Here is a 21,256-nt window from a genome sequence, read left to right as displayed (position 1 = left end):
GAAGGGCGCCGCCGTTCGGGGTTACAGGGTCAGGTCACGGATGAAGGCCAGCAGGCCCTGGCCGTCGGCCCCGTGGAACCAGGCGGCGTGGCTCAGGAAATAGCCCTCGTACGCCAGGCCGGCATTCTCCGCCGAGTGCGTGACGCCGTGGAAATAGTCGGTCTCCGCCAGGGCGAATTCCGCATGCACCAGGGGCAACAGGGCCGCCAGCGCCTGGCGCCGGGGCGCGTCCAGGGGGCTGACGGCATGGTATCCCGCCATCAGCGCCGCCACCTGGTCAAGGTGCACGGCGGGCTGACGCCCCTCCGTCAGGGCCAGCCATTCCACCGTGTTGCGCTCGATGGCCGTGGCCAGGTCATAGAGGGCCGTGGTGCGGTCGGCCAGGCCGAAGTCCAGCACCGCCGCCACGCCGGCCGTGGGGCCGGCATCCGTCCAGGTGAGATTGGACGCGTGCGGGTCGTTGTGCGTCCATAGGGCCGGCAACCGGTCCAGGTACGGCCGCAGCGCGTCGTGGAAGGGCAGCAGCAGGCGCTGGGTGTCGCGCCGCCAGGGGCGGGTCGACAGGTAGTCGGCCAACGCCGGGCGGGCCGCCACATAGTCCGCCATGGCCGCCAGCGGGTCGTCGCTGGAAAACAGGGTGAAGCCCGACACCAGGGCCTGGCCCCGGCGATGCGGCCGGTTGAACCCTTCCGAGGCCTGGTGCAGGCGGGCCAGGGCGGTGCCGGCGGCGCGCGCGTGGCCCAGGTCGCGGAAGGGCGTCCAGGACAGGGCGTCCCGGTACAGATCCAGGCCCGGCGCCAGGCCATGGACCTCATAAGTCCAATCGCCCAGGGTCAGGGCGCGGGCGCCCCTATCCGTCGCCAGCACATCACAGATCTGCACGCCTAGGGGTGCGCCGCGCCGGCGCAGATGGTCCATGAAGGCGTGCTCATCCTCCAGCTGGGCGGCGGTCCGCACCCGGGCATGGTGGCGCTTCACGAACACCGCCGGGCGGGCGCCACCCGCCGTCGCCACCACCGAGGCGGCGGAGAAGGGGCGCGGGCTATGGCTGAGGATGCCGCGCACCGCGCCCACATCGGGGTAATGGCGCAGCAGGGCCGCCACCTCCGTCCCGGTCAGGGGCGGCCAGTCAGGCAGCACGGCGCCCACGCCCATCCCATGGGCGTGATGCAAGCTGTCGAGAGTGGACCGGGCGGGGGAAGCGCTCATGAAGCGGGGCGGGGACCTTACAGGGAATACTGCAGCGTGAAGCGCGCCGTGCGCGGCGCCCCCAGATGCAGATAGGCGTCGCCGGCGCTCTCGCCAACATCTTTCCAGTACCGCCGATCCAGCAGGTTGTCGACCGACAGCCGCAGGGTCAGCTTGTTGTCCAGCGCGCTGGGGGCGTAGCGCAGGCCGGCGTTGAACAGATGATAGGCCGGCGCTGTGGCCACGGCGTCACGCGCCGCCGCCCGTTCCCCCACGTATTGCCAGCCGGCCAGCAGGGCCAGCCCGTCCAGGTGCGGCAGGGTGTAGTCAGCATAGAGCGCCGTCCGCACATGGGGCACGTTGATGGCCTGGTGGCCGTCATAGCTGGGGGTGCCGGTGCCGTAGGCCACGGCATGCATGAAGGTGGCGCTGGCCGTCAGGCGCAGGGCATCGGTCACCTGGCCGGCGGCGTTCAGCTCCAGGCCGTCGTGCCGCTCCGTCCCCTGGCGCACATAGGTGAAGCCGTATTCGCTGTCGTCGGGCTTGGCGTACTCGTACGCCTTGCTCAGGCGGAAGACGCTGGCGCCCAGCAGCAGCCCGTTCCAGTCGTACTTGGCGCCCACCTCATCCTGCCAGGACAGGGATGGCGACAGGATTTCGCTGGCGTTGGTGGCCCAGGCCGGCGCCTGGCCGCCCAGGGACAGGCCGCGCGCATGACTGGCGTACAGGGTCACGGCCGACAACGGCTTGTAGACCAGGGCCACCTGCGGCAGGGGCAGGGTTTCCGCCGTGTTGCGGATGGTGGCATGGTCGATGTCGTAGGCGCGCTCGCGCAGGAAGACGGTGCGCACGCCGGCATCCAGTTCCAGCCCCGTCACCAGGGCGCCCAGGTCGATGCGGTCCATGGCGCTGATGGCGTACTGGCGGCTGTCCAGCCGTTCGTAATTGGCGCCCGGACTGTTGGGCGAGGGCGCGAAGGCCAGGGGCGTGGGGTTGTAGATGTTGTCGCTGCCGACATAGTCATAGACGTAGTCGGTCTGCGTCACCGTGCGGCGGAAGACGCTGGCGCCCAGGGTCAGGTTGTGGCCGATGGCACCCGTCGCCACCTTGCCCAGCACCTGAGCCTGGGCCTGGTCATCCTCCCGCGCGTCGTTGGGGCTGCGGTAGTCGTAGACGTCGAAATCGCCGTTGGGCGCGAAGTAATAGCCGGGCGACTCGCCGGCGGCACAGCTGGCCACATAATAGCAGCCGTAGGCGAAGGCGACGTTGTCGTCGATGACCGTGCGGCTGTGGCCCACCTGCACCGTCAGGCGCCAGTCGTCGCTGAAGCGGTGCTCATACTGGCCGGACAGGTTCAGGGCATTGATGGTGACGGGTTTGGTCCACGACTGGGCGCCCAGCATGCGTGAGGGCGAGACCGTGTCCAGCGCCGGCAGGGCCGTGCCGCCCAGCAGCTGGTAACCGGAGACGGAGTGCTGCACCCGGCGCTGGTATTCCAGGTCCAGGTTGACGGTGTCGTCCTCCGTCGCCCGCCAGTCGCCGGCGATGGACCCGAAATTGCGGTAGCCGTCGGCATGGTCGACGTAGCTGGCGATGTCCTCATGCGCCGCGTTCAGGCGCAGGCCGTACTGCTTGCGCGTGCCGAACAGACTGCCGATGTCCACCGCGCTGTAGAGGCCGCCGCGGTTGTCGGTGCCCAGGGTCAGGCTTTGCACATCCGCCGGCCGCTTGGTGACGTAATCGACCAGACCGCCCGGCGCCACCACGCCGGCGTCCACCCCGGCCAGGCCCTTCAGGAATTCCACCCGTTCCTTGTTCTCCAGCGCCACCGGCTGTTCACCGGCGATGGTCAGGCCGTTGATCCGCAGGCCGGTGGCCAAGTCCAAGGGGAAGCCCCGGATGGCGATGTCCTCGTAATAGCCTTCCGGCGCGTAATTCTCCCCGATCGAGGCGTCGTTGCGGATCAGGTCGCTCAGGCGCCGGGCCTGCTGGTCGTCCATCAGGTCGCGGGTGACGACGCTGACCGAGGCCGGGGTGTCCAGCACCGTGCCGGCGGCACCGAACTGGATGTCGGTGGCGCGAAAGCCCTGGTCGCGCACGCCGGTGACGATAACGGTGGCCGGCTGGTCGGCCGGTTCGGCCTGCGCGGCCCCGGCCATAACCAGGGCGATCACCGCCACGGAGTGCATCAGGCGGGCATGGCGGCGGTGGGAAATCGTCACGGGACTGTCATCCTGAAAGGGCGGCGCTGCCGTGCCCGCCGCTGGGCGCGCGGGGTGGGGCAAGCCACGAACAGCATTGGGATTGGCGGCTTTTTGGCGGATTCCCGCCGCCGGGTCAAACCTCTGCCTGCTCAGGGCCGGGTTGCGCCAGTGCCGGACCCAGTAATGAGAATGAGATTGATTCTTAATTTCATGAGTCATATAGGTGCACCAGGAACCAACCTGATGGGGAAAACAAGAATGCGGCAAACGCTGTTGAAGGCGACCGTTCCGGTTTGGCTGCTGGCGGCGCTGGGGGGCGCCACCCTGGCCCATACCGCGCTGGCGGCGGCTCCCGACCCGGCCCCCGCCGATGGCACCGATGCTGACCCGGCGGCGACGGTCACCGTGACCGCCACGCGCACGGCCAAGGACATCAGCGACGTGCCGGCCAGTGTCAGCGTCATCACCAGCCAGCAGATCGACGACCAGCTGGTGACGGACATCAAGGATTTGGTGCGTTACGAACCCGGCGTCTCCGTCCGTAAAAGCCCGGCGCGTTTCACGCTGGCCGGCGGCGCCACCGGCCGTGACGGCGACAGCGGCTTCAACATCCGGGGGCTGGAGGGCAACCGCGTCCTGATGCTGACCGACGGCATCCGCGTGCCCGACGCCTACAGCTTCGGCGCACAGAACATGGGGCGGGGCGACTATGTCGACCTGGGGCTGCTGAAGTCCGTCGAAATCCTGCGTGGGCCGGCCTCGGCGCTCTACGGCAGCGATGGCGTCGCCGGCGCCGTCAGCTTCATCACCAAGGATCCGGACGACTTCCTGACCACCGGTAAGGACTGGGCGGCCCAGGGCAGCGTCGGCTACACCTCCGCTGACGGGGCCTGGTCCAAGGGCGCGCTGGCCGCGGGCCGGGTGGGCAAGCTGCAGGCCCTGGTGGCGTACACACGCCGCGACGGCAACGAGACCGCGACCAACGGCGACAACAATGCCGCCAACACCGACCGCACCACCGCCAACCCGCAGGACCTCTATTCGAACGCCGTCCTGGCGAAGGTGGTCTTTGAACCGTCGGACGCACACCGCCTGCGCCTGACCTTCGACCATGATGACAACCACACCAACACCACGGTGTTGAGCGCCATCGCCAAGCCACCGCTGGCCGCCACCAGCGTGCTGGGCCTAATCGCCCGGGATCGGCAGGATCGCAACCGCATCAGCCTGGATCACCGCTACGATATCGGCGCCGACGTGATCGACAGCCTGCATTGGACGGCCTACTACCAGGAAACCCACGCGACCCAATATGGGGCGGAGGATCGCAACACCGCCGTTGATCGCACGCGCGACAGCACCTTCGACACGCGTGTCTATGGCTTCGACGTCCAGGCGCAGAGCAAGACGCTGGGCCACGACCTGACGCACACCTTCGTGTACGGCGGCGACTACTCCGTCACCCACCAGGAATCGCTGCGCGACGGCACGGTGCCCTCGGCCGGCGACGCCTTCCCCTCGCGGGCCTATCCCACCACCGACTACACGCTGGCCGGCATCTTCCTGCAGGACGAGATCAACGCCTTCGACCGGCGGCTGACGCTCTACCCCGCCGTGCGCTTCGACTATTACGACCTGTCGCCCAAGAAGGACGACCCGCTGTTCACCGCGCTGACGCCCATTTCCAAAAACGACAGCCACGTCTCGCCCAAGCTGGGCATCCTCTACCACCTGCTGCCGGACGTGGGCGTGTTCGTGAACCTGGCCGAGGGCTTCAAGGCGCCGGCGCCATCGCAGGTGAACAATGGCTTCGCCAATCCGACGCAGAACTACAAGTCCGTCTCCAACCCCAACCTGAAGGCGGAGACCAGCCAGACCATCGAGGGCGGCTTCAAGTTCAACGGGGGCTGGGGTGAAAAGACGGGTACTGGTACCGGGAACGCCGTGCTGGGCGGCGGCCGCTGGGACGCCAGCGTCACCGGCTATGCCGGCCGCTACCGCGACTTCATTGACCAGGTGCAGGTCGGCGGTACCTTCACCGCCGCCAACCCGGCCATCTACCAGTATGTGAACCTGTCACGGGTGACCCTGCGGGGGGCGGAGGCCAAGGGCCAGGTCACCCTGAATTCCGGCATCGGCGCCCTGGCCGCCTTCTCCTACACCCATGGCGAAAGCACGTCGGGTGGCGTCACCACCCCGCTGGACAGCGTCGACCCGTGGAAGCTGGTGCTGGGCGTCACCTACCGCGACCCGGCGGGCCGCTTCGGCGGCCAGGTCACCATGACCCATTCCGGGGCCAAGGACCGGTCCGACGTCAGCAGCGCGGCCTACTTCATCCCGGGGGCCTTCACCATCCTGGACGCGACCGCCTACTGGAACGTGACGGAGAACGCCAGCATCCGCGCCGGCATCTTCAACCTGACGGATGAGAGGTACTGGTGGTGGGGCGACGTGCGCGGCCAAGCCTCCACCTCCACGGTGCTGGACGCCTGGACCCAGCCGGGCCGCAACGTCGGCGCCTCGCTGACCCTGAAGCTGTGACCCCGAAGCGCTGATCCCGATCCGGCCGGCGGGGGGGGACGCCTGGCCGGGTCGCGTGGCGGCGGGCCCCGCCCGTGCCCGCCGCCACCTTCTTTCCCGATGACCTGCCCCAAGAGGCCACCCGATGACCACGCATGAAACCTTGAAGACGCCGGACACCCTAAAGACCGGCCGCCGGACCTTCCTGACCGGCACCGCCCTGCTGGGCATGACCGCCCACCTGCCGCTGGCCGCCCGCGCGGCCGAAACCACCGCCCCCTCCACCGCTGCGCCGGAGCAGGACAGGAAAGCCATCCTGGCCATGGCCGGCACCTACAAGGTGACTTTCGATTTCCGGGAGACCACGGCCTTCCTGATTGACTACAAGCCCATCGCGCCCAAGGTCAGCGGTGGGAACGAGGTGGTGCGGGTGGTGGAGGACACCGGCTCCATCATCCGCCTGCAGCACATCCTGGTGGTGGATGGCGAGGACGGCTTGCCCGTGGTGGTGAAGCATTGGCGCCAGGATTGGGTTTATCAGCCCGCCACCGTGTTGACCTACCAGGGCACCGGCCACTGGTCGCTGACCCCGGTGGAAGGGGCGGCCGCGAAGGGCGCCTGGTCGCAGACCGTCTGGCAGACGGACGATTCCCCGCGCTATGGCGGGGTGGGCCGCTGGCGCCACGATGCCGGCGTCTCGCGCTGGACCAGCGACGAGACCTGGCGCCCCCTGGCCCGCCGCGATGCTACCCGCCATCCGCCCTACGACCGTTACAGCGGCACCAATCGCCACGCCCTCACGCCCGCCGGCTGGGTGCATGAGCAGGATAACGCCAAGCTGGGCATTCGTGACGGCGCCCTGGTGACCTTCGTGCATGAGACGGTGGTCAACACCTACGTCCGCTTCAGCGACTTCCCCGTCACAGCGGCCGACGACTACTGGGCCAAGACGTCCACCTACTGGGCGGCTGCGCGTGCCGCCTGGGACCAGACCATCGCCCGGCACCAGGGGGTCGGCGTGACGGAGGAGGCCAACAACGGCTCCGTCACCGGCAAGGCGCTGATGGGCCTGGCCGACAGCATCGCCAAGGGCGGCAAAAGCACCCCGGACGCCATCGCCGAGGCCCGCCGCGTCATCGCCGACGCGACACAAGCCCCGGCCAAGTCCGGCGCCTGACGCCGCCCCGGCCGTGTCAGGTTTTCACGCTAGCCACAGCGCCGCCAGGGCCACGGCCGCCGGCATCGCCTGGATCATGAGGATGCGGCGGCTGACGGACCAGGCGCCGTAAGCGCCGGCTACGATCACGCACAGCAGGAAGAAGGTCTTGATGTGCAGCGCTGCCGCCGGGTCGGGATAGGCTAGGCCCCAGACCAGACCCGCCGCCAGGAAGCCGTTGTACAGGCCCTGGTTGGCGGCCAGCACGGCCGTCTGCGCGGCCTTTTCGGGGGAGTTGCGGAAGGTGCGCAGGCCTAGCGGCTTGGTCCACAGCACCATTTCCAGCACCAGGAACCAGGCGTGCAGCAGGGCCACAACGGCCACCAGGATAGTCGCGATAACGGCCATGGAAAGGACGTCCCCCAAAGGTTGTTATGGACCCACTATGCCGGGTGCCGGGGTGTTGGCAAACACCAAAGGAAAAGGCCGCCCAGTCGCCCGGGCGGCCCCCCTCGATCACGCCTGGATCAGGCGCTTACCACTTGTAGGCCACGCGGAAATAGTACATGCCGCCGTCGTACCCGAAGGGTGAGGTGTCGGGATACTGGTCGCCATAGTTCAGGCGGCCGGCGCTGCGGTTCTTCTGCGGGTACTTGTCGAACAGGTTCTGCGCGCCGACCGTGGCGGTCAGAGCCTCGGTCACCTTGTACCCGATCTCCGCATCGAAGATCCAAGCGGGGTCGTAATGCTGGCCGGCGCTGGAATTATCCTGCCAGGCGCCGTAGTAGCTGCCACGGTACATGAGGCTGAGCGCGCCGATGTCGTAGGTGGCGGTCAGGTTCACGCGGTAATGCGGCAGGCCGTTCTCGATGTCCGCCTTGCGGTTGGCGTCAATCACGGCGGCGTCGTATTTGGTGACGTCGGTATGGTTGATGTTGGCCGCCGCCGTCAGGTGCAGGTCGCCGTCATAAACCTCAAAGGTCTTGTTGGCGACGATATCCACACCTTGGCTGCGGGTGTCGAAGGCATTGGTGAAGAAGTTGACGTTGCCCAGGGTGTTGGCGCCCACCACGCCCAGCGCCGCCAGCTTGATCTGGTCGGCGGCGGAAACGGTGAAGTCGCTGGTGATGCCGATGCGGTCCTCGACCTTGATGTTGTAGTAGTCGACGGTCAGGTTGACGCCGCCCGGCAGGTCGAAGACCAGGCCGCCGGCGATGTTGAACGAGGTCTCGGGCTTCAGCGTCTTGGCGCCGTAGTACTGGGCCACCACGCTGTCGACCGGGAAGGTGCCCAGCACGATGGGTTCCGGGCTGCCCGCCTTGAAGGTGGTCTGCGTGCTGCTGATGTGCGACTGGCCGGGCGTGGGGGCACGGAAGCCGGTGTTGATGGACGACCGCACCGCCACCCAGTCGGTCAGCTGATAGCGGCCGAAGATCTTCCAGTTGGTGGTGTCGCCGAAATCGTCGAAGTCTTCATAGCGCAGGGCCACGCCGGCGCTCAGGTCCTTGATGATGTCGGCTTCGGCGTCGGCATAGAAGGCGTAGTTGCCGCGGGGGTACTGGCCGGCATCGTTGGCGGTGAAGCCGGGATAGCCGTTGGACCCGATGGGCATGCCGGCGGTGTAGTACTTGCCCGCCTGGTACGAGGCCACGTCACCCGACTTGATGGTGTAGGTTTCGCGCCGGTACTCGCCGCCGCCCGCCAGCGTCAGGGGGCTGGCCAGCCAATTGAGATTGATGGGGTAGGTCAGGTCCAGGTTCAGGTTGGTCTCTTCCTGGATTTGGGTCCCGACATAGAACTGGTGCGGGCTGCTGGGCCCGAGCGAGGGGTTGACGGTGTTGCGGATGCTGTAGCGCAGCTCATCCTTGCCGTAGCTGGCGCTGGCGTCGATGATCAGGCCGGACTTCAGAGTCGTCCTGTAGCCACCGGTGATGCTGCTATCCAGGATGTCGCCATAGAACCAGGGCGTGAAGCCGTTGGGGAAGACGCTGTTCCACTTGAAGGTGGCGCCGTTGTCCAGAGTGAAGGGCGTGATCAGCCACGACACCGTGGTGGGGTTGCGGTAGTTGAAGCTTTCCTTGGCGTAGCTGTGGCCAAAGTTGCCGAACAGGTAAACCTTGGAATTGTCGCCCAGGTCGATGCCGCTGTTGACGAACAGCCGCTCCGCCTCCACCGCCGGATCGCCGAAACGCTGGGCCGGGTTGGGGATGGTCAGGCCCTGGGCCGCCAGCTTGGCGGCGTCGGGGCGCTGCGTCCCGCGCGAGGTCGGGTCGTTCTTCACATACTCGGCGCTGATGTTGACGAAGCCGCGGTCGCCCAAAGGCAGGCCGGAATTGGCCTGGATGTGGGCGCTGCCGCCGTCGCCGGCATAGGTCTGGCCCCACTGGGCCACCACCGTGCCCTGGTCGGCGCTGTCCTTCAGGGTGAAGTTCATGACGCCGGCGATGGCGTCCGAGCCGTACTGGGCGGCGGCGCCGTCGCGCAGCACTTCCAGCTGCTTGATGGCGATGGCCGGGATTTGCGCCAAATCGGGGCCTTGCGAGCCCACAGTCAGGCCGTTGGCGCCGATCTGCACCAGGGCCGAGCGGTGGAAGCGCTTGCCGTTGATCAGCACCAGCGTCTCATCGGGCGGCAGGCCGCGCAGCGTCGGCGGGCGTACGAAGGTCGAGCCGTCGGAGATGGAGAAACGGGCGACGTTGAAGGACGGCACCAACTGGCGCAGCAGGTCGTTGGTGTCACCGCCTGCCTGGCGCGACAGGTCGTCCGGCGTGAACACGTCAATGGGCGACGGGCTGTCCGCGACCGAGCGGTCCACGCGGCGGCTGCCGGTCACCACGATTTCCGACAGCGCGTCGGCGTCGGCGGCGGGCGCCGGCGCCGTGGCGGCGGTCGCGGCGGCGCCCATGGCCAGCCATCCCGCTGAGCACAGCAGGGCGATACCCAAGGCTTTACGCGCACTTATGGCGTTGGTGTTGTTTGTAAGCGTCATGTTGGCCCCCTGATCTTTGGATGTTTTGTTAGATCACGGCAGCTTGATGGCGCGATTCCCCGCGAATTTTATGAAACGAAGCGACTCATTGCCCCGGCCGCCTCTTTTCAAATCCTCATCGATTGCGATGCGGAAGTAGATTTGCCTTTTTGAAAGGCGGCTTGACTTACAAGCGTACTCCTTTCCCTTGTCTTGGCCCTTTCCGGACCCTTTCCTCGATTCGGGGCTTCCCGACCCCGTCCAGGAAAGGTGTCCTTCAGGACCCGTTGAACTTCAGGCCGACCGCGCCGATCAGTGGGTGACGGTCGGCGCCTTGTCCTGCGGATGGGCGTTCGCCTTCACTTGCGCGACGAAGCCCGGGTCCACGGCCTGGGCCTTGTTGCCCCAGGCCTGGCGGACGTAACTGATGATGTCGGCCAGCTGCTCCTCGCTCAGCAGGGCCGCGAAGGTGGGCATGCCGCCCCGGCCCTGCAGCACGGTGCGCACCACCGGTTCCGGATCGCCCTGCACGAAGGGGTCGCCCGCCAATGCCGGGAAGGCGCCCTTCACGCCCAGGCCGGTCTTCTGGTGGCAGGCGGCGCATTTGTGGTTGAACAGGTCCTGACCCTTGGCCACGTCCTGCGCCAGGGCGGGCGACATCATGGCCAGACCGGTGACGCCAGCGGTGAGGAGAGCGGCGCTGAGGATGATGGTCTTGCGCATTCCCCCCTCCCTCACGCCGCCACGCGCTGATGGATCTGGGCGATCTGGTGCCAGGCGGACTCGATGGCCCCGGCCTGCCAGCCGCCAATGTAGCTGATGTGCTCTCCCGCCAAGTAGATGCGACGATCGGGCTTGACCAGTACCGGATAGGCGGTCGCCCGCGCCTCCGCGCTCCAGTTGCCCCAGCCGCCCAGATTGTACTGTATCAGGTGCCAGGAGGCGGAGAAGGCGGTTTCGAAGCTGTCCTTGTATTGGGGGAAGATACGCTGCCCCGCCTCCAGCGCGATGGCCGCGCGCTCCGCCGGGGTGTTGCCGCTCATGTCCGTCGCGTCGGCGCCGAACATGTAATAGCCCAACAGCACACCCTTGGCCGACTGCCAGCCGGATGACGGCAGGCTGATCAAATTGAGGCCGGGGGCGTCGGTGTAGACATGGCCGCCATAAATGGCGTCGTCCTCTTCCCAGAACCGGCGTTTCATCTGCAGGCCGATCTTGCATACAGGGTCGTAGGACAGCTGCCCCATGGCCTGCTTGTAGGCGTCGGAGAAGTCGGCATCGATGGTGCGCAGCACGCTGACCGGGATGGTGCACAGGCAATAATCTGCGCTGACCGTGGCGCGCTTGCCTGTCTTGGTGTCCAGGTAGTCCACCGTGACGCCGCTGTCGGACTGGCGGATGCGCTCCACTTCCGCGTTGTACTTGATCAGGTGGCCGACGTGCTTCTCGAACCCCTTGGCGATGCGGTCCATGCCGCCCACCGGCTGGAACATGGTGTGCTGCTGGTCGAAGGTGCCGACCGACTGAACCATGCGCCACAGCCGGGACTGCACCAGGTCGGGGAAGGCGTAGGGGGTGCTGGGCACGCCGGGGCCGGGGTCATCGATGCCGGCGCCCGGGTTGACCTTGTAGCCGCGGCCTTCCGTGCCGCGATAGCTGAGGTCGCTCTCCAGATAGCCTTCGCCGCGCAGGTACTCGATGAACAGTTCCACGTCGTCCTTGGCCAGGCCGGTGTCCAGCTTGCCCGAGGTGGCGGCCTTGGCCACCAGTTCCGACGTGTAGCCCCGCATGTCGGCCCGTATTTCGAACTGGCGCACGCGCTTGCCGGCCAGGGGACCCTTCACCGTGTCGAACTGGGCGTAACTGGCATCGTTCTCGTTGACGAAGACCTCCAGCGGGATGCCGAACGTCTTGGTGTAGTGCAGGGTGGAGCGATGGCAGAACGGGATGCGCCAGGGGCCGTGGTTCAGGTACAGGCCCTCATCGAACTTGCACTCCTGCTCCTCCCCGCCCAGCTCCGTCATCTTGAAGCCCTTGCGGGCCGTCTGGCAGCGACCGCCGCCGAAGGCGCGCGCCTCCAGGATGGTGACCTGATAGCCCAGCTTGGACATTTCATAGGCCGCCGTCATGCCGGCCACGCCGGCACCTAGGATCAGCAGCTTGTGCCCCGCACCCGATCCGCGCAGGGCCGGCGGCGCGCTGGTCATGGAGGCGATGCCCGCCCCCCAAGCGTTCAGCGCCGTCATCACCATGGCGCTGCCGCCCAGCAGCGCCGCCTTTTCCAGAAAATGGCGCCGTGTCACCCCGGCGCGGGGCAGGTCCGTCATGGCAGGCATATGCACCCTCCTTGTCCGCATCGCGGGACCGCCCGCCGGTTCGCGGCGGGCGTCACCAGGCCCTTGGGCCGCCTGAACGGCGTCAGGGCGCGCGGGCGGCGATCACCTCGATCTCGACCATCAGGCCGGGGGCCGCCAGGCCCGCCACCTGCACGGTGGTGCGGGCGGGCTTGTTGGGCTGGTCAGCGGTGCCGAAGAACTGCGTGTAGCCGGACATCATGCCGGCGAAATCCATCTTGCCGTCATGGGCCGGATCGCCCACCAGGTAGACGTGCATCATGACCACGTCGCCCAGGGTCAGCTTCTGGGCGGCCAGCGCCTCCTTGATCTTGTTCAGGGTGCTGACGGTCTGGATGGCGGTGTCGCCATAGGCCTGCGGACTGCCCTTGGGCGCGTTGGGGTCGGCCACCGACGGCGTCATGCCGCTGAGGTACACCACGTCCGATCCCGCCGGCACGGATACGGCGGCGGAGATGGGAAAGCCGCCGGCGGCGTCGGTGCGGGTGATGGGCTGCTTGGCCGTCGCCGTTCCGCTGGATGAGATGATGCCGGCTTCTGTGATGATGCCGGCCAGCACGGCGGTCAGGGCCAGGGCGCCCAAGAAGCGGGCCATGCGGCGCTCGGGGCTGCGGGTGGAATGGGTGGTCAAGGCAAGGCTCTCCTGTTCCGTTTTTATGGTCCTGTATCGACGGACGCCCGCTGCCTGACGGTGCGCGCCCGTGCCACTTATGGTTTTAAGCGGCGGGACTTGTCGTCTCCGGCCCGCCGGGCCGGGCCCGGCGGGCGGAGTGGGGTAGTCGGCGGCGGCTTCGGACGTGTGCGTCGCACAATTTCCGTGTAGTCGCCGGTACAGGGGTGCGCTGCCGGGTCAGCGCCGCGCGCGGCTCCCGGGGCGTGTCCTCATGCTCTGGTTGATGGGGGTGTGAAAGGAAATGATCGCCGAAAATATGAATGGCCGCCCGCGTGGGCGGCCATATCTGCAATATCATTAGCAAAATACTGAGTATCGAGAGTCGGAATCTTACCGGCATGCCGGCCGGCCACCAGGTCAGCGCAGCCTGGAGCCCGGAGAATATTTTTGACAATGATGGTGACGGCCCGTTTCGTCATGCGTCTCTGTCAAATTGAGAAGTGGATGGAAGTCTGCTTGCGTTTCTCTTTTATCGACCCAACTGCCAAAACCCCGGTTCCAGCCCCATTTTTCAGGGGATGAGACCGTTTTCACTCTGTCAGGGTTTATCAGCAATAACCGGGCCAGTTCGTTCGCGGCTGCGATATAAGCATTTCGGCAGAGGCAACGGTGAATCGGGCGCACAGCGATTGGGCAATTCAGGATTGTTACAGGCATGTTGCCGCAAAGCTGTGCAGACGCGACGGCCCTATGAAGCTTTAGGCTGTGGGGGGCTGACTGTCGGGAACGGCACTGGACAGGCCGGTCGCTTGCTGTAAGCAGGAAGTGACCCACGCGGCCCCTATTCCCGACGTTCTTTCGATGCGCCTGCTGAAACCTTTGGCCTACGGCCCCATCGCCCGTCTATGGGGCGCGTTGTCGCTGTCGGCGGTGGGGGACCAGTTGCATCAAATGGCGCTGGTCTGGCTGGCCGTGGGGCTGGTAGGGCCAGACACCGGCTATGTCGCGGCGGCCGACACGGTGGCGCTGATGACGGTGGCGCTGCTGGCGGGCGCCTGGGTGGAACGCTGGGACCAGGGCAGTGTCATGATGGCGGCCGACTTGGCGCGCGCCGGCTTGGCAGCGGTGCCGGTGCTGGCGGCACTGACCGGCCAACTCACCCTGTGGACCCTGGTGGTGCCATCGGTGGCGCTATCCGCCCTGGCGGGGTTGTTCGACCCGGCGCTGCAGGCCTCGCTGCCACGGCTGACGGCGGACCGCAGCCTGCTGGCCGCCACCAACGCCCTGTTCGATGGCACCTTGCGTCTGGCACGCCTGGTCGGTCCCACGCTGGCGGGCGCCCTGGCGACGCTGATGCCGCCGGTGGCGCTGATGGGGGTGAACGGCCTCAGCTTCCTGGCATCGGCCTGCGCCGTGTTCAGTGTCCGGTCGCATCTCGCCGACCCGGCGGGGAAGGCGCCTGTGCACGCGGCCGCGGCGGCGGACACCCTCGCGGGGCGCTTGCTTGCTGGCTGGCGCCTGGTGCGGCGGGAGCCGCCCTTCACCTATCTGCTGTGGCGCAGCGGCCTGACCGGCGGCCTGTGGACGCTGACCATTTGGCTGTCGCTGCCCCTGCTGGTGCGTCAGCAGGGTTTGGCCGGGTTCGGCCTCAGCGGCCTGTCCGCCCTGGCCCTGCTGTTCTCGGCCTATGGCGCCGGCAACCTGATCAGCAACCTGGTGGTGGGCAGCCTGCCGCCAGGGGGTGTGCTGACCCGCCGGCCCATGGCCCTGGTGGTCGCGGGCGACGTGCTGGTGGGCGGCGGCTTCGTCGTCATGGCGCTGGCCACGTTCGTGCCCGTGCCATGGACATTGCCCGCCATCGCGCTGTCGGCCGTAGCCACGGCGACAGGCGGCCCGGTGTGCCAAATCCCTCTGACCACTCTACGCCAGACACGCTTCAGCGGGGGTGAGATCGCCGCCGTCTTCCGCCTGTTCCTGGTGCTGGACTGCCTGGGAACGCTGGTGGCCATGACGGCGGCGCCGACGTTGTTGAACCTCTTGCCCACGCCCTTGGTCATGGCCGCGTGTGGCGCGGTCATCCTGTGCACGGCGCTGATCTTCGGCCGGCGGGCGGACCGGCGCACCATGGTTGCGGGCTAGGGGGGTGACGGTTACGCTCTTCCCCTCCGCGTGACTGGCGCAGGCCCCGGAACGGGGCTGGATGGGGCACCATCGGGAAGCGCGGGCGCACCTTCGTGCCGCACGCCTGGGCCATCCACCCGTTTTGAATGGAAAGGGCGCCCTATGCTTGCCAGCTTGATCCCCATCCTCGTCGCTTTGCTGCTGGGGGCCATGGCCCCTGGTCCCAGTTTCGTGCTGGTCACCCGCACGGCCGTCACCCAGTCCCGCCGCAATGGCCTGGCCGCCGCCGTCGGCATGGGCGTGGGCGGCACCTTCTTCGGAACCCTGGCCCTGCTGGGCCTGACCGCGCTGCTGACCCAAGTGGCGTGGCTGAACATGGCGCTGCGCCTGGCCGGGGGCCTCTACCTTCTTTACCTCGCCCTGCGCATGTGGCGGGGCGCCGGTACACCGCTGGCCATGAGCGCGGACACGCCGGCCCAGGGCCGCGCCCCTTCCCTGGGCCGGGCCTTCGTCGTGGCGTTGGCGACCCAGCTCAGCAATCCCAAGACCGCCATCGCCTACGCCAGCATCTTCGCGGCGCTATTGCCCGCCCAGTCCGAGCTTGGGGGGCCGCCGTCCCACCTGCTGCTGGTTCTGCCGCCGGTGATTTTCCTGATCGAGGCCGGCTGGTACGGCGTGGTGGCCGCGGCCTTTTCGGCGGCGGCGCCGCGCCGCGCCTATCTGAAGGCCAAGGGCGGCATCGACCGGGTGACGGGAACGGTCATGGGGGCGTTGGGCCTGCGCCTGGTGGCCGACGCCGTGCGCGACGCGGCCCTGGCGCGCTGACGCCACGATTGGGTCGGGAATGGGTGGGCGAGGGATGCGCCCACCCGCGCCGCATCAGGCCATGTAATCGTGCAGCACCCGGCCGAAGGGCAGGGTGAAGTCCACCACCTGGTGGCGGCCGCCGACGATGCGGCGTACCGGCAGGTCGGCCACGCGGCAGTTGACGTGAGGCATCAGGTGCAGGCGGGCCGGGCCGTCCCAGGCGCCGTGGACATGGATGTCGGTCAGGTTGTAGCCCACCAGCTGGGCCACCTTGGGGCCGCCGTCCACGTCGGGAATGAACTTCAGGTTCACGTTCAGCTTGCCGATGCCCTTGGCCACCTCATCCAGCCGGTCGGCCAGGCTGAAGTGCTTGTAGGTCATGGTGCCCATGGCCACCCGCTCTTCGTCGTAGTGCAGCGTGCCGGTCAGGGTGTCCTTCTGCACCTTCAGGCGGGGGATGCCGTACTTCTTGGGGAAGCCCCAGATCTCGCGGCCGGCGGTGATGGGCGGCTCATCGTCCAGGTACATCTGGACCGAGAAGTTGCAGGGCTCACCATTGAACTGGGCGACGATGCCGGTGCCGCTCTCCTCATAATCGCCAAAGCCGGAGCTATCCGGCATCTTCATCCATTCATAGAAGCACAGGTTGCCCGGCGCCGGCTCCAGCGGTTCCGGCAGGGCCCGGCGGATGGCTTCCGGGTCGCTTTCATAGGTGATGATCAGATATTCGCGGCGAATGAAGCGGTAGGGCCCCCGCGGATAGCTGGGGCTGAACAGGGGCATGGAACTGGCGGAGAGGATCTCGTCACGATTCATGTCGGCACTACTCCCAGGCGTTCAGAGCCAAAAGGGGGGAAGCACCGGGACCGGTCGATGGGCGGGATGGTTGCAGGACTTTAGCGGCGGACCGATACCCGGACGAAGGGATGACCAGGATGTCGGATGCATTCCCGGAAAACCATTCCCTGTCCGAGTAATTTTTGTTGCGCCGCATCAAAACCAAAGGCAGACGGGGGCGGCGGATGGCCGCACCCCGTTTCCTCAGCCTTATCAATAACCGACGGTGAAGCGGCGGTTGGCGTGCGCCGGGCTTTCCACCTCATCCACCAGCGCGACCGCGAAATCCTCATAGCTGACCTGGCTCTTGCCCGTGGCGTCGACCAGCAACTGGTCGTCAGCCAGGCGGAAGCGGCCGGTGCGCTCCCCGGCGAAGAAGAAGGCGGACGGCGACAGGAAGGTCCATTCCACGCCGATGTCGCCCTGGCGCAGCGCGTTCAGCACGTCGCGGCCGGCGCCGGCCTCCGCCTTATAGGCGGGCGGGAATTCCGGCGTGTCGATCAGCGCCACGCCCGGCGCCACCTCCAGCGAGCCGGCGCCGCCGACCATCAGCAGGCGCTTGACGCCGGCGGTCTTGATGGCGCTGAGCAGCGAGGTCAGGTCCAGACCCTGGAAGCGGGTGCTGCTGATGACCGCGTCGTGGCCGGCCAGCGAAGGGGCCAGGCCGGCGGCGTCGTTGGTGTCGCCGGACTTGGCCGTCACGCCATCCTGGACCGGTACCTTGGCCACGTCGCGGGCGATGGCGGTGACGGTGTGACCGCGGCGGCGCAGCTCCGCCAGAACGCGGGTGCCGACATTGCCGGTGGCGCCGATCAGGGCGACTTTCATGGGATGTCTCCGGTTTGAGCGCTGGCGGATTGTCGCGCAGCGGACTAGGTTACGTTCGGTAACCAGATGCCATTTTGACTGCCAGGTTTAAAGAAGGCACGTTTCGGTGCCCTGGTTATCGTGGCATTACCACCCGCCCCCATAGGAATTGACGCGCTCAGGACAGAGACACTCATGGACGGATGCACGCCCGAAGCAACTGTGGAACCCGTCATCGCCGGGGATGTGGTGGCCGCGGGATATCGCCCCGACGCGGAGGATGGCGTCTGCCCCGTGCGCGATGTCCTGGACCGCCTGGGTGACGCGTGGAGCGTCCTGGTCATTCGTCACCTGGACGGTGGCCCCGCCCGTTTCAACGCCCTGCGCCGCGCCATCGAGGGCATTTCCCAGCGCATGCTGGCCCAGACCCTGCGCAAGCTGGAACGCGACGGCCTGGCCCGCCGTACCGTGTTCCCCACCACCCCGCCGCAAGTGGAATACGCTCTGACGGACCTGGGCCGCAGCTTCTCCGCCCACCTGGCGCAACTCGCCCAATGGGCCGCCCTTCACCAGCCCGCCATCCGCGCCAGCCGCCGGGCGTACGACGCGGCACTGGGTGACGACCCCGCATAGGATGGGGCGGCATGACGCTGCGACATTATGCCGCCATTTGCGGCTACCATTAACCACAATCATGCAATGAATCACAAATCGGCAATCAATATGCTCGGGAGATTGCTATCTCCTTAGTGGTGAATCCTCATGCATATTCGGTTAGCGCTTGCTGCTACTTTGGCCATATTCAGCCTGTCGGCCTGCTCCTCCATCATCGAGGGCACCTCCCAGGAAATCACTGTGAACACCAATCCCGCCGGTGCCAGTTGCGCCCTGGAACGGGAAGGCACGGTCATCGCCCGGGTCAGCCAGACCCCGGCGTCGGCCACGGTGAAGAAGACCAAGCACGACATCACCATCCGTTGCACCAAGGATGGCTTCCAGGAAGCGACCTTCCTGAACAAGTCCGGCACGGCCGGCGCCACCGTCGGCAATATCCTGGCCGGCGGCGGTATCGGCTGGGCCATCGACAGCGCCAGCGGTGCCGACAACAAGTACGACAGCCCGGTGAATGTCACGCTGGTGCCCGTGGGCGCCACCGCGCCGGCCCCAACGTCCGCGCCCGCCGCGGCCCCTGCGGCGCCGGCGGCGAAGTAAGCGAACCTTCCGCTGATGCGATGAGGGCGACGGCCGGCCGGCCGTCGCCCTCTTCTTTACCGGGAATGGCGCCGGGCTGGCCTCAGCTGCCGGCGGTGGCGCGCAGTTGATCGGCGATGGCAGCAAGCCGATCGCCCAGATCCTTGGTGGCGGCGGTGCTGGCCTGCTCGTGGGCGCGGCTGCTGTCGACCAGGGCCTTCAGGTCACCGGTCAGGTCCAGCAGGCCGCGGATGGTGCGGTCGGCCGCCTCCATGCGGATACGCAGGCCGTCGGCCAGGGATTGCACGGTCGCCAGGTTGGGATCGACGCGGGGTGTAAGTGCCTCCGTCAGTCCGCTGGTCAGCGCGCGCAGGGATTCCGTCGCCTCGTCCTGGCGGGCCAGGGCGCGGTTCAGGGCGTTGGTGGCGCCGCTGGCGTCGGTCGCCAGGCTGGTGGCCTCCCGCTGCAGGTCGCGCACCGCTTGCTCCACCCGCGTCCCGGCGTCGCCCAGGCCGGCGGCCAGCATGTCCGACAGGCGGGTGGCGGTGTCGCCGATGCTGCCGGCCCGGTCGCCCAGGGCGTGGGCCGTGGCCTCCAGCCGCGCGATGGCCTCGTCCGCGGCGGCCTTCTGGTCAGGATCGGCGCTGCGGCGTTCCAGCTCGGCGCGCATGGCCTCCGATATCTTGCCGAGGCTGTCCAGGGTGCGGGTCATCTCGCCCGCGCGCAGCGCCACGCCCGCGGCGGCCCCCGCCAGGTCGCGCTGTACCGCCGCCAGGCTTTCCGCCACCGGCTCCAGGCGGGTGCTATTGGCCTCGGCTGCCGTCTCGATTAGGCGGTTGGCGCGGTTCAGGCCGTCCAGCGCGCCCGACAGGTTGCGCGTGACCTCATCCGCCGTGCCGCGCAGCAATTCGGCGGAGCCTTCCACCCGGCCCGTCACCCGTTCCAGCCGATCGCCGGCGTGGGCCAAGGCGGCCTGCAGGTTGCGGTCGCTGTTGCCCACCGCTTCCGTCGCGCGCGTCAGGCCGGCCGTGGCCTCCGCCGAGCTGCTCGCCAGCATCTCGCCCGAGGCGCGCAGCAGCTTGACCGAGGCCAGCAGCTTGTTCTGCAGGTCGCCCATGGCGCTGTTCATGCGCTCGTTGGCCTCTTGCGCCTGGCTTGTGGCGCGGCGCAGCTCCCCCTCCGTCTCCGACAGGCCGCGCACGACGCGGCCCACGTCCTCGCCCGCGGTCAGCACGGTGTTGGCCACCAGGTCGGCGTTGCGCCGCAGCGCCTCCACCAAGTTGTCCAGCCCGCCACCGCCGCCGCGGTCGTCGAAGGCGTGGACCTGCAGGGCGGCGCGGCTCAACAGCTCCGTCGCCTCCTTGATCTCGCGGTTGCTGTCGCCGGCGGCCTTGGCCACGGCGCCGCACAGCTCGCCCATGCGGCGCACGCTGTCGGCCAGCTCCTGCCGGGTGTCCCCCAGCAATTCCGTGAGGTCGCGCTGGGTGCCGCTCAGCAGGCCGGTCAGGTCGCGCCGGGTGTCGGCCACCAGGGTGGACACGGCGTCGCCATTGCCGGCCAGGGTGTCACCGGCGCTGCGCAGGCGGGCGGTCAACTGGTCGAACAGGTCGCCGGCATTGCCGTCGAACTTCAGGCGCACGCGCCCGTTCTCAGTGATGATGGACACGTCGGGCAGATCGGCCACCTGGCGGCGGAAGCCCTCGATGGCGCGCGCCATGTCGCCCAGTTCATCCACGCGGTCGGTGCCGGCCACGGGCACGCGCCAATCCCCCCGGGCGACTCCGCCCACGCTGTCGCGCAACTGGGCCAATGGTACCAGCAGGCGCAGGCGGATCAGCCACAGGGCCGCCGCCGCCGTGGCCAGCATGGCGCCCACGGCGGCGATTCCCAGCCAAAAGCCGGCGCGGGCGGGGCCGGCCAGGACATCGGCCGTGGTCTGCACCTCCTGCCGGCGCAGCTGGGCGATGCGGTCGGCCACGGCGGCATGCAGGGTCATCAGCGACAGGCCGGTGGCGCCGGACAGGGCCTGCGGCTTGTCGCCGGCGGCATTCACCGCCGCGCGATAGCGGTCGATCAGGCGGTGCAGGTCGCGCGCCAGATCTGATTCGGCCGTGGTCAGGCGGTTGCCTTCGAAGGCGCGGACGTTACGGTCCGCTGTTTCCAGCGCCTGGGCGATGTCGGCCCGCGCCTGGGCGCTGCCGGTTTCGGCGTACACGGCCAGCGCGTTCAGAAGCCCGCCGTTACCCAGGGCCGACCGCGCCTCATCCAGGGCGCGGGATTTGGCGGCGGCGGCGGCTGGCGTCTCATCCAGCGACCTGTCCACGCGGCTGAACAGGGCCATGTTGTAGGTCGCGGCCGCCACCAGGGCGACCGACGCGACGACGACCAGGGCGGCGATCCAGCCGCTGGCGCGCCGCAGGCTGCCGGCGTGGCCCCCTCTGGCGGTGCCGTGCGATGAACTGACCCCTGACCTCATACCCCCCACCCGCC

The 21,256-nt window shown here is 68.0% G+C and carries 16 protein-coding genes and 1 riboswitch; of the genes, 6 read left to right on the top strand and 10 right to left on the bottom strand.

The features are described from left to right. Nucleotides 1–21 precede the first annotated feature (21 nt). Complete coding sequence (locus FBZ87_RS02525) at nucleotides 22–1,209, bottom strand: phosphotransferase enzyme family protein (protein ID WP_211106820.1); 1,188 nt, start codon at nucleotides 1,207–1,209, stop codon at nucleotides 22–24. Nucleotides 1,210–1,226: 17 nt separating this feature from the next. Next, the gene (locus FBZ87_RS02520; RefSeq protein WP_246134197.1) at nucleotides 1,227–3,410 is read right to left on the bottom strand and encodes a TonB-dependent siderophore receptor; all 2,184 of its coding nucleotides are present in this window, start codon (nucleotides 3,408–3,410) and stop codon (nucleotides 1,227–1,229) included. Between the two features lie 240 nt (nucleotides 3,411–3,650). Between FBZ87_RS02520 and FBZ87_RS02515 the strand changes: the two genes are divergently transcribed. Further along, on the top strand, nucleotides 3,651–5,933 hold the full coding sequence (locus FBZ87_RS02515; protein ID WP_145608787.1) for a TonB-dependent hemoglobin/transferrin/lactoferrin family receptor: 2,283 nt from the start codon (nucleotides 3,651–3,653) through the stop codon (nucleotides 5,931–5,933). Nucleotides 5,934–6,057: 124 nt separating this feature from the next. Beyond that, on the top strand, nucleotides 6,058–7,089 hold the full coding sequence (locus FBZ87_RS02510; protein WP_211106819.1) for a DUF6607 family protein: 1,032 nt from the start codon (nucleotides 6,058–6,060) through the stop codon (nucleotides 7,087–7,089). Between the two features lie 24 nt (nucleotides 7,090–7,113). Here FBZ87_RS02510 and FBZ87_RS02505 read toward each other — a convergent pair whose 3' ends face one another. The 5 genes from FBZ87_RS02505 to FBZ87_RS02485 all read right to left on the bottom strand — a co-directional run bounded on the left by FBZ87_RS02505 (nucleotide 7,114) and on the right by FBZ87_RS02485 (nucleotide 13,021). After that, nucleotides 7,114–7,476: a DUF1304 domain-containing protein gene (locus FBZ87_RS02505; protein ID WP_145608786.1), complete on the bottom strand. Its 363-nt coding sequence runs from the start codon at nucleotides 7,474–7,476 to the stop codon at nucleotides 7,114–7,116. A 127-nt stretch (nucleotides 7,477–7,603) separates the two neighbouring features. Continuing rightward, entirely contained in the window at nucleotides 7,604–10,057 is a 2,454-nt protein-coding gene (locus tag FBZ87_RS02500; RefSeq protein WP_246134196.1) for a TonB-dependent receptor plug domain-containing protein, read from the bottom strand. Nucleotides 10,058–10,348: 291 nt separating this feature from the next. Continuing rightward, nucleotides 10,349–10,759: a c-type cytochrome gene (locus FBZ87_RS02495; protein WP_145608785.1), complete on the bottom strand. Its 411-nt coding sequence runs from the start codon at nucleotides 10,757–10,759 to the stop codon at nucleotides 10,349–10,351. Between the two features lie 11 nt (nucleotides 10,760–10,770). Continuing rightward, nucleotides 10,771–12,372 (bottom strand): flavin monoamine oxidase family protein, encoded by a 1,602-nt coding sequence (locus FBZ87_RS02490; RefSeq protein WP_246134195.1) that lies wholly within the window; start codon nucleotides 12,370–12,372, stop codon nucleotides 10,771–10,773. Between the two features lie 82 nt (nucleotides 12,373–12,454). Continuing rightward, entirely contained in the window at nucleotides 12,455–13,021 is a 567-nt protein-coding gene (locus FBZ87_RS02485) for a RidA family protein (RefSeq protein ID WP_246134194.1), read from the bottom strand. An 843-nt stretch (nucleotides 13,022–13,864) separates the two neighbouring features. Here FBZ87_RS02485 and FBZ87_RS02480 point away from each other — a divergent pair. Continuing rightward, nucleotides 13,865–15,142, top strand: coding sequence for an MFS transporter (locus tag FBZ87_RS02480; RefSeq protein ID WP_145608784.1), 1,278 nt, complete (start codon nucleotides 13,865–13,867; stop codon nucleotides 15,140–15,142). 20 nt (nucleotides 15,143–15,162) lie between these two features. Then, a riboswitch (ZMP/ZTP riboswitch) is annotated at nucleotides 15,163–15,261 on the top strand. 25 nt (nucleotides 15,262–15,286) lie between these two features. After that, nucleotides 15,287–15,949: a LysE family translocator gene (locus FBZ87_RS02475; RefSeq protein WP_145608783.1), complete on the top strand. Its 663-nt coding sequence runs from the start codon at nucleotides 15,287–15,289 to the stop codon at nucleotides 15,947–15,949. 54 nt (nucleotides 15,950–16,003) lie between these two features. Here the strand turns inward: FBZ87_RS02475 and FBZ87_RS02470 are convergent, their stop codons facing one another. After that, the gene (locus FBZ87_RS02470) at nucleotides 16,004–16,747 is read right to left on the bottom strand and encodes an acetoacetate decarboxylase (protein ID WP_040847588.1); all 744 of its coding nucleotides are present in this window, start codon (nucleotides 16,745–16,747) and stop codon (nucleotides 16,004–16,006) included. A 234-nt stretch (nucleotides 16,748–16,981) separates the two neighbouring features. Then, on the bottom strand, nucleotides 16,982–17,596 hold the full coding sequence (locus FBZ87_RS02465) for an NAD(P)-dependent oxidoreductase (RefSeq protein ID WP_145608782.1): 615 nt from the start codon (nucleotides 17,594–17,596) through the stop codon (nucleotides 16,982–16,984). A 174-nt stretch (nucleotides 17,597–17,770) separates the two neighbouring features. On the opposite strand from FBZ87_RS02465, the gene FBZ87_RS02460 reads away from it, so the two are divergent. Further along, nucleotides 17,771–18,208 (top strand): winged helix-turn-helix transcriptional regulator, encoded by a 438-nt coding sequence (locus FBZ87_RS02460; protein WP_145608781.1) that lies wholly within the window; start codon nucleotides 17,771–17,773, stop codon nucleotides 18,206–18,208. A 129-nt stretch (nucleotides 18,209–18,337) separates the two neighbouring features. Next, on the top strand, nucleotides 18,338–18,787 hold the full coding sequence (locus FBZ87_RS02455) for a hypothetical protein (protein ID WP_145608780.1): 450 nt from the start codon (nucleotides 18,338–18,340) through the stop codon (nucleotides 18,785–18,787). Nucleotides 18,788–18,869: 82 nt separating this feature from the next. Here FBZ87_RS02455 and FBZ87_RS02450 read toward each other — a convergent pair whose 3' ends face one another. After that, on the bottom strand, nucleotides 18,870–21,242 hold the full coding sequence (locus tag FBZ87_RS02450) for a HAMP domain-containing protein (RefSeq protein WP_186454530.1): 2,373 nt from the start codon (nucleotides 21,240–21,242) through the stop codon (nucleotides 18,870–18,872). Nucleotides 21,243–21,256 lie beyond the last annotated feature (14 nt).

Origin of the sequence: Nitrospirillum amazonense, from assembly GCF_007828035.1 — a bacterium.
Lineage (GTDB): Bacteria > Pseudomonadota > Alphaproteobacteria > Azospirillales > Azospirillaceae > Nitrospirillum > Nitrospirillum amazonense.
Note: the sequence above shows the minus strand (reverse complement) of the source record. Positions and strands in the feature narration are given on the sequence as shown.